The organism is Shinella oryzae, from assembly GCF_023038235.1.
GTDB classification, from domain to species: domain Bacteria; phylum Pseudomonadota; class Alphaproteobacteria; order Rhizobiales; family Rhizobiaceae; genus Shinella; species Shinella sumterensis.
Genome location: NZ_CP081988.1, coordinates 1,499,228 through 1,511,670, shown reverse-complemented (window position 1 = coordinate 1,511,670; position 12,443 = coordinate 1,499,228). Strand labels below are relative to the sequence as shown.

Annotated in this window: 11 protein-coding genes and 1 pseudogene; 1 reads left to right on the top strand and 11 read right to left on the bottom strand. The window is 62.3% G+C overall.

What is annotated here, in order from left to right; translation table 11 throughout:
- Window positions 1–93: 93 nt before the first annotated feature.
- Window positions 94–494, bottom strand: a pseudogene (locus tag K6301_RS23240) (MarR family winged helix-turn-helix transcriptional regulator).
- Window positions 495–715: 221 nt separating this feature from the next.
- Window positions 716–2,029 (bottom strand): MFS transporter, encoded by a 1,314-nt coding sequence (locus K6301_RS23235; protein ID WP_247221196.1) that lies wholly within the window; start codon window positions 2,027–2,029, stop codon window positions 716–718.
- Between K6301_RS23235 and K6301_RS23230 the strand changes: the two genes are divergently transcribed.
- The gene (locus tag K6301_RS23230) at window positions 2,016–2,351 is read left to right on the top strand and encodes a substrate-binding domain-containing protein (protein WP_247221195.1); all 336 of its coding nucleotides are present in this window, start codon (window positions 2,016–2,018) and stop codon (window positions 2,349–2,351) included. The genes K6301_RS23235 and K6301_RS23230 overlap by 14 nt on opposite strands.
- Here K6301_RS23230 and K6301_RS23225 read toward each other — a convergent pair.
- The 9 genes from K6301_RS23225 to K6301_RS23180 form a co-directional block, all read right to left on the bottom strand.
- Window positions 2,302–2,583 carry a hypothetical protein gene (locus tag K6301_RS23225; protein WP_247221194.1) on the bottom strand — a complete coding sequence of 94 codons (282 nt, stop codon included), beginning with the start codon at window positions 2,581–2,583 and terminating at the stop codon, window positions 2,302–2,304. The two genes, K6301_RS23230 and K6301_RS23225, sit on opposite strands and share 50 nt — an antisense overlap.
- 62 nt (window positions 2,584–2,645) lie before the next feature.
- Window positions 2,646–3,614: a cyclase family protein gene (locus tag K6301_RS23220; protein WP_247221193.1), complete on the bottom strand. Its 969-nt coding sequence runs from the start codon at window positions 3,612–3,614 to the stop codon at window positions 2,646–2,648.
- A gap of 49 nt (window positions 3,615–3,663) precedes the next feature.
- Complete coding sequence (locus K6301_RS23215; protein ID WP_247221192.1) at window positions 3,664–4,773, bottom strand: ABC transporter ATP-binding protein; 1,110 nt, start codon at window positions 4,771–4,773, stop codon at window positions 3,664–3,666.
- Window positions 4,774–4,901: 128 nt separating this feature from the next.
- Complete coding sequence (locus K6301_RS23210; protein WP_247221191.1) at window positions 4,902–6,137, bottom strand: ABC transporter substrate-binding protein; 1,236 nt, start codon at window positions 6,135–6,137, stop codon at window positions 4,902–4,904.
- A gap of 137 nt (window positions 6,138–6,274) precedes the next feature.
- Window positions 6,275–7,120 (bottom strand): ABC transporter permease, encoded by an 846-nt coding sequence (locus K6301_RS23205; protein WP_247220941.1) that lies wholly within the window; start codon window positions 7,118–7,120, stop codon window positions 6,275–6,277.
- A 2-nt stretch (window positions 7,121–7,122) separates the two neighbouring features.
- A complete protein-coding gene (locus K6301_RS23200; protein WP_247221190.1) occupies window positions 7,123–8,013 on the bottom strand; it encodes an ABC transporter permease in 891 nt (296 codons plus the stop codon).
- Window positions 8,014–8,231: 218 nt separating this feature from the next.
- Window positions 8,232–9,296, bottom strand: a complete 1,065-nt coding sequence (locus tag K6301_RS23195; protein ID WP_247221189.1) for an ABC transporter ATP-binding protein — start codon at window positions 9,294–9,296, stop codon at window positions 8,232–8,234.
- Window positions 9,290–11,455, bottom strand: coding sequence for an L-2-hydroxyglutarate oxidase (gene lhgO, locus K6301_RS25080; RefSeq protein ID WP_343298952.1), 2,166 nt, complete (start codon window positions 11,453–11,455; stop codon window positions 9,290–9,292). Before lhgO ends, K6301_RS23195 begins: the two co-directional genes overlap by 7 nt.
- Window positions 11,456–11,473: 18 nt before the next feature.
- Window positions 11,474–12,283, bottom strand: a complete 810-nt coding sequence (locus K6301_RS23180; RefSeq protein WP_247221188.1) for a carbon-nitrogen hydrolase family protein — start codon at window positions 12,281–12,283, stop codon at window positions 11,474–11,476.
- Window positions 12,284–12,443: the final 160 nt, after the last annotated feature.

The window sequence follows — 12,443 nt, the reverse complement described above, 5'->3', positions numbered from 1 at the left end:
AGCCGCATCATTCTTGTGTCGTTTGACGAAAGGCTTCCCGTAGACGGCGGAATCCGACTGCGTCCATTTTTCTTTTGGACATAAATTCGCCGGTCAGACTTTTGGATCGTCGTCCTCAGCGATTTTCCGCAAAAGGAACAGGAGCGCGACCCATTCTGCGGGGTTCAGTCGCCTATAGTCTGTTCACTAATGATATGTCCTCGCGGGTACATCTGTTGGAGGATAACTTCCCCCCTTCGGCAACAGTGAGATAATCACTTTTCGCCCATCGACCTCGTCTCTGGAGAGGTCAACGAGGCCGCGGGCCTTCAGGCGCTCGACGATACCCCGGATGATGGCCTGATCGACGGAGGTGGCCTTGACGAGTTCAACTGCGAACTGGGACCGAGATCATGCAGGGCACACAGGGTTACGAACTGGACCGATGTCAGGTCAGGATCGCTTGCGTTGCTCTGGAAGATGGAAAGGTGCCGCTGATAAGCCTTGCGCAGCAGGTGCCCGACCTGCTCACTAACCTGGTAAAGCCCGCCGCCTGCTCGTGCTCGTCTTTGTCATCAGCCATGGTGGCACCCATATTGATATCTCATTCGTCTTCGTGCAAAACGCCGCAAATCGCAACACCATCTATGCGCGAATTTCGTTCATGTTGGGCGCTTCGCGCGCAACGTCGGAATTCGCCACGCAGCGTCAAACTCCGTGGCGATAGATCATGGGCCTATTCGAGCACCTGATCTTTCGATTCCGCATTGATGAGCCAAACGCTGACGGCGGCCACAACCAGCAATCCTGAAATCACCCCAAGCGCAAGGCCGAAATTCGAGGTCATCAGAGGGGCCACGATCGAAGGGGCCAGCAGGCCGCCAAACCGGGCAACCGATCCGGCCATGCCCATGCCGCTGGCGCGAAGCGTGGTCGGGTAGATCTCCGGCGTGAAGGCATAGATCGCGCCCCAGGTTCCGAGAAGTGCAAAGCTGAGCAGCAGGGTTGCCGCGACGATGATCTCCGCCGTCTGCCCCAGGCCATAGGCGAGAGTGCCGACTGCACTGAGCAGAAGGAACCCGATCAGCGTGGGCTTGCGGCCCCATTTCTCTACACCATAGGCGGCAAGCGCGTAACCGGGTAGCTGGGCGATAGCCAGAATGACCAGGAAGACCTGACCGCGGACGAAGCCGAAGCCGTCGGCCGCGAGCTTGACGGGCAGATAGACGAAGACGCCGTAATAGGAGACCGAAATCAGCATCCAGGCCAGCATCAGGAAGACGGTGCGGCGACGTAGATCGGTTGAGAAAAGCGCACCGATACTCTTCTTTTGGGGTGTCTGCGGCTTCAGCGGCGGAATTTCCACATTATTGCCGTTTGCCTTGGCAACTTCCTGCAAGACCTGACGCGCCTGATCGGAACGCCCCTGCTGATTGAGGTAGAGCGGCGATTCCGGAACGTAAAAGCGCAAGACGACGCCGATCAGGGCAGGAAGTCCGGTCACGAAGAAGATCGTCCTCCAAGCTTCGCCACCCTGCGTGCCTGCCAGGAGGGCGAGAAGGGCGAGCGCCACCGTACCGACGGCCCAAAAGCCTTCAAGCAGCACGAGCCAGCGGCCGCGCCGGTCGGAGGGAAGGAATTCCGCCATCATGGCATAATCGACCGGAAGCGTTCCGCCGACGCCAAGGCCGGTCAGAAAGCGCGCGACAAGAAGCCATTGGAAGTCCGGCGCGAAGGCGGATGCCACGCCGCAGATCGCGTCGAGAATGATCGCGATGAACAGGACGGGCCGGCGGCCGATCCGGTCCGCCAGGCGGCCGAAAACAAACGCGCCGATCAGCATTCCGAAGAAGAATAACGTGCCGGTCTGCAAGGCCTCCGGGACCGCGACGCCGAAACTTTTGGCAATCGATGGCGCGCTGAAGCCGATCGCCAGAACCTGCATGGCATCGGCCGCCCAGACGAGGCCGAAAATGACGAATAGACGTTTTTGAAAACGGCCGACACCGGCGGCCCGGATACCGTCTTCTACTGTAATGGCTGATTGCATAGTTCCCCTCTTTATAAATGTACAGTTGGCGTTCTGTGAGAGCGGTGATCTTTACCACCTGGTTCTCGTGGAACTGAGCACATGGATATGCCCCGCTCCGACCGCCTTGGTGTCGTTCGACGGTTCGCCTGTCTGCGAATATTGCGCGCCCTCCCTCTCGACGATCGAGCAGCCGATAGAGGCGCTTGGCGAGACCGCCACGGAATACCTGATTGCGCGAATGGAGAACGCGGATGACAAACGGGAATTGCGCGTCGTAATCCCAAGTCGGTTCATCCGCCGCGACAGCATAGGCGCAAACTCAAAACTCGAGATACGTTAAGGCCTGCGTCGTCGAGCACCCGCGTGACGCAGCGCAGATCCTCGGCATCCCGCGGCGCGATGATGACATCCGGGGTGATCTGATAGCCGCTGTTGTCAGTCGATGGGGCGTCGCGGGACGCCCGGTCGGCATCGATGTTGCCGCAAAAACCTCTTTCGGCCAGACGTCGCATCAGCCGCGCCAGATCGAGTTGCGGCGACGGGTCGGAAGCTTGGGTGCCGATCATGTTCATGGCGCGGCATCCGACGCTGCCGCGCTCACGGGAGCGCGGCAGGCAGGTGGGCGAATGAGGGGTCAATTCAACGGCATCACGACGGGGCGCATCGGCGCGCCAGTGGCGCCGCGCAGCTTGATGCAGGCGCCGAAAAAGGCGAACTCATAAAGCTTTTCCGCGGCGATTTCTTCCAGCTGCGCCATTTCCAGGATCGGCACGCCGGCTTCGGCCAGCAGATAGGTATGGACAGGGAAGAAATTGAGGTCGTGCGCCGACGGCGTCTGTTCCAGCGTCAGATTGTCGGCGCCGATCATGATCGCGCCATGCTTGGCAAGATATTCCGCGCCCTCGCGGTTCAGGCCCGGCGTGTTCTTGGTGAAAGACATATCCGGCCACAGCAGCATCTGGCCGGTGCGCAGCAGCACGACGTCGCCGGGTTTCAGCACTGTGCCCTGCTTCTTCAGGCAGGCCTCGATATCGGCCTTACCGATCGCATGGCTGGCCGGCAGCGTGTCGACGCCATGCATGGCGGCGACGTCGAGCAGCACGCCGCGGGCAAGGATCGGCGGATGCTTTTCCGGGCCGCATTTCTGCCAGACGCGGCTGCCGAGATGGTCCTTGGCGGTAAAACCGTTGAAGATCTCGCCATCGTAGCCAAAGTGGTTGAACGTATCGATGTGGGTGCCGCAATGGGTATACATCGAGATCGCATCGCCGGAATAGGCGACCAGTTGGTTGGCCTCCGGCGACGCATTCATGGTGTTGGCGACGATCTCGCCCTGCGGCGTATGCGTCATCCAGATCTGATAGGGCTGGTCGCCAGCGCCGAACCAGCCCGGCATGCCGATGAAATGATCGACGGAGAGATCGAACACCTTGCTGGCATCGGTGCAACTGATGATCGACGAGCGCGACTGGGCATCGATCATATGCAACATGCCGATCTCGTCATCCTTGCCATAGGGGCTCTTGGTGCATTTGTGGAATTCGGCATTGTAGGCGATGATCTTGTTCTTGGTCGCTTCATCGACGTAACAGGCGTTGCACATGGCTGTTCTCCTTGGTTGCTCTTGAGCTTGTCGTTTCGGGCGCCGCCGGTCAATGCGCGGGAATGACCGTTGCTTCCGCCGGTTTCCAGGACAGGATGATGCCGGTGCCGGGCGGGAAGGCATCGGGACGGTATTTGTCGATATGAGCCTCCAGCGCCACGCTGCGGCCGTCCGGCAGGGCTGCGCTGATCTGCGAGACATGGCCGACGATATCGAAGCGCGTGATTTTGGCGTCGATGAGGTTGCCGCCGAAATCGGCGGAAATCCGCTCACGCTGGGCAGTCTGGGCCGCATGCAGTTCGATCGCCTCGGCGGGAATGACCAGATTGACATTGCTCTTTTCTGCCATCGGCGCATTCGCCCTGCCCGACAGGATACCGGCCGGCGTCGTGATCGTAGCCGTCTTGCCGTCCGTGCCCTTAACCTCGCCCTGGAAAATCGTGTTGCGGCCGATGAAATGGGCCACGAAAGGCGTGTTGGGGCGGGTATAAAGCTGGTGCGGCGGGCTGATCTGTTCGACCCGACCCTGGTTCATCACGACGATCCTGTCCGACAGCGCCAGCGCCTCGGATTGCGCGTGGGTGACGAAGACGAAGGTCACGCCCAGCGTCTTCTGCAAGAGCTTGAGCTCGTTCTGGATCGCCTTGCGCAGATTAGCGTCGAGCGCCCCGAGCGGCTCGTCCAGCAGAAGGATATCGGGTTCGACCACCAGGCCACGGGCCAGCGCGATGCGCTGACGCTGGCCGCCGGAGAGCTTGTCGGTATTGCGGTTGGCGATATCCTCGAGTCCGAGCGTGGCGAGGATGCGATCGACCTTGGCGTCGCGTTCGGGCTTTGTGAGGCCCTTGACCTCCAGGCCGTAGCCGATATTGCCGCGCACGGTCATATGCGGGAACAGCGCGTAACTCTGGAAGATCATCGAGGTCGGCCGGCGTTGCGGCGGCACATCGTTCATGCGCACGCCCTTGATCATCATGTCGCCGGAGGAAATGTCCTCGAAACCGGCGATCATCCTGAGAGTGGTGGTCTTGCCGCAGCCCGAGGGGCCAAGAAACGCGATGAACTCGCCCTTGGTGACGGTCAGGTTGAAGGCGTCGACGGCCATGGTGCCGTTGTCATAGACCTTGCCGACATCGACCAGTTCGAGGTCCGGGGTCATCGTGGTTTGCTCCAGTATTGGCGTTAGAGTGGGCCCCCTTCGCCCTGTCTCCGCAGCGCTTGGCGGCCTTCTTCTGCCCTGCGGGGAGAAGAAGGCCCGAACGTCTGTACGAGGGGGAACCCAAAATGTTATGCGTTCAGGAATTCATCCCACTTCTGGACCAGATGGTCGTATTCATCCGGCCACTGGTGCCAGTAGGCGACGTTCTTGGCGCGCTCTTCCAGCGAACCGCCATCGCGCAGGTCGCCTTCCTTGATGCCGCGTTCTTCGGCGCCGACCCAGGGCTTACCCTCATACCAGAAGGCATATTTCTCTGGTGACATCACATCCTTGATCTTGGTCGAGGGCGAATAGTAGCCTTGTTCGGAAACGGCGATGCCGGGAGGGCCGGACAGCCAGTAATCGGCGTAGGCATAGACCGCTTCCTTGTTGGGGCTATTGGCGAGCAGAACCGGGCCGATGGCCCAGCCGCGATAACCTTCCTTCGGTACGGCATATTTGCAGCGGCGCCCTTGCGCCTTGACGGCCATTACGGCTGGCTGCCAAGCGTCGCAGACCACCATCTCGCCCGAGGCCAGCATGTTGACCAGTTCGCCGAAGTCGCCCCACAGCGCGCGAAACTGACCCTCTTTCTTCTTGGAGATCAGGAACTTGACCGCCTCGTCGATTTCGGCCGGCGTAGGGTTGGCCGGCTTTTTCACATCCGAGAGACCAAGCGTGTTCATGGCCATGATGGCCTGGCCGAAAGCGGTGAGCGGATCGGTGTTGAGGCCGGACTTGCCCTTCCATTTCGGGTCGAACAGCGCCGTCCAGCTGTTGGCTTCCTCGTCGGAGACGATGTCGGGATTGTAGCCGATCGAGTCGTAGTTATAGACGGCTGGCACCATGTTCAGCTGCGTCTGGGCTTCATCGGCCCAAATCTGGCCGACGATCTGGGATTCGCGCGGCAGGTTGGGGTCGAGCCTGGTGAAGGTGTCGCGGATGGACGACCAGTTCTTAAGCGCCGAGGTCGGGATCGGCGCGACATTGTTGGTCATGACCACGGCCGGCAGACGCTCGCCATTGGTCTCCCAGCAATCGTAGTCGGTCGAGCCCGACAAAATCTTTGTCTGGGCATCGGGATGGGTCGAGGCGGTGCCGGTGGCGATGCCGACGCCTGAGGCTTTCTTGAAATCCTCGATGATGCGCTCCTGCACCGTCACCGACAGGCCGATGGTGCGCAGCTGCTGGTTGGCGAGGTCAGCGCCCTGTGCCCAGGCAGCGCGCGACGACAGGAAGGGCGTGCCGCCGCCCAGGGCGAGCGCCATGGCGCCGGCGGAGGTTTTCAGCAGCGAACGCCGCGTGACATCAGATGTGTCTTTCATCTCAAGTTCTCCAGTTTTCAGGTTCCCCGGAGCATTGTTGCTCCATTATCGCTCGTCGATGGCGGTTCCCCACCGGTTCTGAAGGCCACGAGCCGGGCCTCTTGCATCACCCCTTCGGTGATATCCGGTTGTTTCGGTTATGCCTCCTCCTGGATGGCCATGCGCTTGGCGCGGCGCACGGACATGCCCATCAGCACGGCATAGGTGCCGAGCAGCGCGAAGGAGAACAGCGTGGTCAGCACACCGAAGGCGAAGACGTTCGGATGCACTTCCACGGAGAAGGTGCCGTAGATGGCGAGCGGCAGCGTCAGGTCGCGGCCCGAGGCGAACAGGGTGCGCGAGAACTCGTCATAGGACAGCGTGAAGGCAAACAGCATGGCCGACAGCACGCCGGGAAAGATCAGCGGGAAGGTGATCTTGCGGAAGGTCCGGGCCGGAGGAACGCCGAGCGACCACGCAGCCTCTTCCACACTCGGATCGAAGCGGTTGAAGATCGCCAGCATGACGAGGAAGGCGAAGGGGAACGTGTAGACCACATGCAGCACGAAGGCCGTGCCCCACCAGTGGCGGTCGATGCCGAGCGTGTTGGCGACCAGCGCCATGCCGAGGCCGACGAGCACGCCCGGAACCATCATGCCGAGCACGATGAGATAGAAGATCACACCCGAGCCGCGGAACTTCCTGCGGAACGCCTGGGCGGCGGTGACGCCGAGCACGGTGGAGACGATCATGGTCATGACGGCGAGCGCCAGCGAACGGAACAGCGCCTGATCGATAGGCAGCGGGGCGATGCGCGAGGGCGGGGCCAGGCCGAAGAGGTGCTTGTACCAGTAGGTCGACCATTCGATGATCGGGAACTGCGGGCCGCCCTCCGGTCCCGTCTGGAACGACAGGATGGCAAGCACCGCGAGCGGGCCGTACAGGAACACGATGAACAGCGCGGTATAGACGCCGAGGCCGAACTTGATGCCGGAAGCGTTCATGGTCAGAGCTCCTTCCTGAGATCGACGACGCGCAGCAGGGCGGCGACGACGGCGCCCATCAGGATCGTCAGCACCACGCCGGCGACGGCGGCGAAGGCCCATTTCAGCGACCCGACCTGGGTGACGATGATGTTGCCGAGCAGGTTCACCTTGCGGCCGGACAGCGCGGCGGATGTCGCGAACTCGCCGAGCACCATGACGGAGACGAAGATCGCGCCCACCACCACGCCCGGCATGGAGAGCGGCAGGATGATGGTGCGGAAGATGCGCCAGAAGCCGGCGCCGAGATCCTGCGCGGCCTCGATGACCGAGGGATCGATGCGGCCCAGCATGAAGGCGATGGGACCGACCATGAAGACGCAGTAGATCTGCGTCATGCCGATGATGACGGAGAGTTCGGAGAACAGCAGCACCTCGATCGGCTGGGTGATCACGCCGATCTTCATGAGGATCATGTTGATCGCGCCTTCCTTGCCGAGCATAGGCCGCCAGGCCAGCACGCGGATGAGGAAGGAGGTCCAGAACGGAATGACGCAGAGCACGAGCAGTGCGGTCGACAGCGTCTTGTTCTTGACGAACAGCCCGACGAAGAGTGCCGCCGGATAGCCGACGAGCAACGTGGAAACGAGCACGATGAGCCAGATGCGCACCGTGGTCCACAACGCGCCGAGATAGGTATCCGACGTGAAGAAGGTGACCCAGCTCTTCAGCGTCAGCGTCGGCTCGATCTTGAACGTGGTCTGGGTCCAGAAGGAAACATAGACCATCATCAGGATGGGCGCGACCAGGAAGAGCAACATCCACAGCGCACCAGGCGCCAGCAGCCAGAGATCGCGGCGCGAGGCGCGCGGGGTGACCAAGGTTTCGCTCGAAGTTTCGGTGATTGCGGCCATCAGTTCAACTCTTTCGTCTTGGGAGGACGGGTGGCGATGGGAAGGGTGGCGGTGCGCGACCAGGGAAAACTCCCCTCTGGCCTCCCGGCCAGTTCCCCCACAAGGGAGAGAGAACCCGCGGCCGGCTCCCCGGCTCAATGGAGGCATGGAGAATGCCGTACGTTACGCCCTTCTCCCTTGTGGGCAGGGGGCTGGGGCGGAGTCGTTCATGACGCTCATCAACCGTAAACAAGCGCATCCTCCTTTTTCCAGGCCAGGCTGTAGCGGCTCTGCGGCTGATACGCTTCGGGTGCGGAATGGCTCAGATGCTGCTCCACCTCGAACACCTTGCCGTCGTCGAGCTGGAAGAAGGAATTGACCGCCGCACCCGTATATTCCGAGGCGACGAACGTGCCCTCGATGCGGACCTCGTCGGCGCCGGCCACCGCCTCGCGCGGGCGGATGGCGATGCGGTCGTAGCGGATGGCATAGGCAGATTGCGCCGAGGGCAGGGAGAACTTGCCGACCGGCAGCGGGCCGGCGGCGCTGGAAAACACGCCGTCGCTCAGCCTGCCGCCGAACAGATTGTAGCAATTGAGGAAGCGGGCCACGGCCGGCGAATTTGGGCGATTGTAGATCGTGTCGGCATAGCCCTGCTGGGCAATCTTCTTGGCGTCGAGCACCAGCACGGTGTCGCCCATGGCCAGCGCCTCGGCTTCCGAGCCTGTCACATGCAGGAAGGTGACGCCGCACCGCTCGCGGATGGCGCGAAGCTCGGAGCGCATGCGCGAACGCAGATTGGCGTCGAGCGCGCCGAGCGGCTCGTCGAGCAACACCATCTTCGGCTCGGTGACCAGCGTGCGAGCCAAAGCCACGCGCTGCTTTTGGCCGCCGGAAATCTGCGTCGTCGCCCGGCCTTCGAGCCCGGTCAGGCCGACCAGCGCGATCATGTCGCGGACCCTGGCATCGACCACCTTGCGATCGGTGACCGCCTCGTGCTTGCGATTGAGCAGGCCGAAGGCGATGTTCTCCTCGACCGACAGATGCGGAAACAGCGCGAAATTCTGGAAGACGAAGCCGATGCCGCGCCCATGCGGCGACACGGCGTTGATCACCTTGCCGCCGAAACGGATCGTGCCGGCGTCAGGCGTCTCGAAGCCGGCGATCACCCGCAGAAGCGTCGTCTTGCCCGAACCCGAGGGGCCGAGCAGAGAGACATAGCTGTCCTCGGGCAAGGAGAGATCGATCCCGTCAAGGGCAGGCTCGCCATTATAGGTCTTGGTGACTTTGGATAGCGTCAGCATGGGCGAACATTCTTTTCGGCACGGCGGCGGCGCAATTCGGCGACCATGGTCTCGACGCCGCGGCGCAGCGGAATTTCCGGCACGAACCCCAGATCGCGGCGGGCGGCGGTAGTGTCGAACTGGTGGTGATAATCGTCGTCGGGCGCCGCGCCCGGCGCCAAGGCGATATCGGCGGCCGGCAGGAACTCCCTCACCAGCGCGGCAACATCGCCGAGCGTGACGAGGCTCTCGCCGGTGATGTTGTAGAGGCGGCTTTCGAGCGCCGGCGTGTCCAGCGCCGCCAGCACGGCGCGGGCGGCATCGTCGGCATGAATATATTGTCTTGGAAAATCTGCACCCCAATCCTGGCGCGTCGGTCTGGCCTCGAACGAGTCGTCGATCATCCGCCTGAGAATACAAGCGGTGCTGCGATCGGGACCATAGATCCAGGACAGCCTGAGGGCCGCGGCATCGACGCCGTGTTCGCGGGCATAGGCCAGCACCAGCTGCTCGGCGGCGAGCTTGGTGGCGCCATAGACCGTCGAGGGCGACAGCGGCGACATTTCGCCAACCGGTCCTGCCGTAGTCGATCCATAGACGCTCATCGACGAGCAATAGACGAAGCGGCCGTAAGCGCCGACCCGCGCCAGTTCCAGCAGGTTGGCTGTGCCGGTAACGTTGACGGCGATCATGTCATAAGGATTCTCGCGGCCGACCATCGGGCCGGAATAGCCGCCGCAATGGACGATGGCGTTTGTACGGGCGCCGCCGGCGATCGCATGCAGGCGATGAATGTCGCGCAGGTCGCAATCGATCACCGGCACACCGGCGATTGCACCGGCAAACTTGTCGATCGCGGTCAGGGCCTGGCCCCGGTCGCGCAATTGCCGGACCACGGCGCCACCGACCAGCCCGCTAGCGCCGGTGACGAGCACGTGAGGTCGCGGGGTCGATGGCAGGCTCATGCCGGTACTCCAATGACGGTTCGAGACGGCAATGCCGAGCGTTTCGGCGATCATGCGCCCGATCGGGATCGACGAGGTCGCCGCCGGCGACGGGGCGTTGAGGACATGCAGGCTGCGCGATGTCCGCTTGAATAGAAAATCATGCACCAGCGCGCCGTCGCGCGACACGGCCTGCGCCCGGATACCCGGCGGATAGGGTTTAAGGTCGCCGAGTTGCAGCGACGGACAATATTTGCGGCATTCCTGCAGGTAGCGGCCGCGAAACAGCGAGCTTCTCGCCTCCCGGATGCCCGACGACAAATTGGCGCGCAGCATCTTCCAGAAACCGGGAAAGGAGGCGTAGGCGGCCATGTCGTGCAGGCTTGGCCAGTTGCCGGCATAGGATTCGCGCGCCAGTGACAAGACCGCATTCGGGCCGACCGTCAGCCGGCCGTCGATCATGGGTGTCAGGTGTATGCCAAGAAAGGGCAGTGCCGGATCCGGCACCGGATAAATCATGTGACTGACCAGCGTCGCGGTGTACGGCCGTACAACGTCGAAATACTCGCCGCGGAACGGTACGATCCTATGCTCGAGCGCCACTCCGGCTATGGCCGCGATCCGGTCGGCCTGTAGGCCCGCGCAGGCAATCAGCCAACGGCAGGTCACTCTGCCCTTACCGGTTTCGATCGCGACATCACGACCGCTCTCAACGATGGCGCGCACGGCGGAACCAAATTCGATCCTGACGCCAGCGGTAGCCAGCTTACCGACCATCACCTCGCAGACGCGGCGGTAGCTGACGATGGCGCTTTCGCCGATCCGGAGCGCCGCCAGGCCTTCGATATTCGGCTCCAGTTCGCGCAATTCGCCAGCGCCGATTTCCTGCGCTGCGATGCCGTTTTCGGCAGCATTGCGGCGCAGCGCCTGCATCCGCTCGACCTCGACCGGACTGGTCGCCACGATCAGCTTGCCGATCTCCCGATAGGGCACAGCGTTTTCGATACAAAAGGCCTTCATCGCCATCGCACCCTCGCGGCATAGCCTGGCCTTCAGGCTGCCCGGCTTGTAGTAAAGGCCGCTATGGATGACGCCGCTGTTGTGGCCGGTCTGATGCGTCGCCGGGCCGGCCTCCTTGTCGAGCACGACAATCTTGGCATCGGGCTTCAGGCGGGAGATTTCCGGCGCCGTTGCCAGTCCGACAATGCCCGCTCCGATGACACAATAATCGTACATTGCGCCCCTCTCGTCCGCTCAGAGCCGATAGGCTTCGGGGCGGCGGTCGGCGAAGAGGTTTAGCTCGAACCTTCCCTCCTCGAAGACGATCTTCTTGCTGCGGGCGATCTCGAGGTCGACATCGGCGGCAATGAGGCCGGTCTCGCCCGTGAGATGCGCCATCACGACACCCTTCGGATCGACGATCTGCGAATGGCCGAGATAATCCGTTCCGGCGGCGCTGTCATTGCGGTTGGCGGCGACGAAGTAGACCATATTTTCTGCCGCGCGCACCCTGGTGAAGTGATCGGCCAGGATCGACGACTGCACCGGCCAGTTGGTGGGCAGGGCGATGATTTCGGCCCCGTTCAGCACCAAGGTCCGCATCGCCTCGGGAAAGCGGATCTCGTAGCAGATCGAGATGCCGATGACGCCGATCTCGGTAGCGAAGGCGGAAGCCGACACCTCCTCAGGGCGATCGGCATAGCGGTCACCGCCGAGATAGGGCAGATGCGCCTTGCGATGCACGCCGGCGATACCCTTCGGGCCGATCAACGCGGCCGAATTGAAGATCTTGCCGTCCCTTGCCTCGAAGAAGCCGACAATCGCATGGATCTGCCGGGCCGCGCATATGGCAAGGATCGCCTGCACTTCGGGGCCATCGAGCCGAATGGCAACCCGTTCAAGTGCCGCACGGCTGTCGAAGCCGTAGCCCGTCAGCGAGCATTCCGGCAGAACCGCAAGCTGGCAGTCTTGATCGGCAGCCTTGGCAATCCAATCGGCCGCCGCTGCCACATTCGCCGCCGTCTGGCCTTCGCTTACCGCACATTGGATCGCTGCAATACGCACTTTTCTTTCGTCCCCATTCTTAGTAGCATGTAACATGTCACACTCCACCACGCAGTCAACGCCTGTTCTTTCAAATTTTACGCGTGGAGGGCATCAAGCACCGGCACCTTGATTTTGAGAGGCAAGTTTGTCTTCTACAGACGGGGCTATCCGCCCCTGG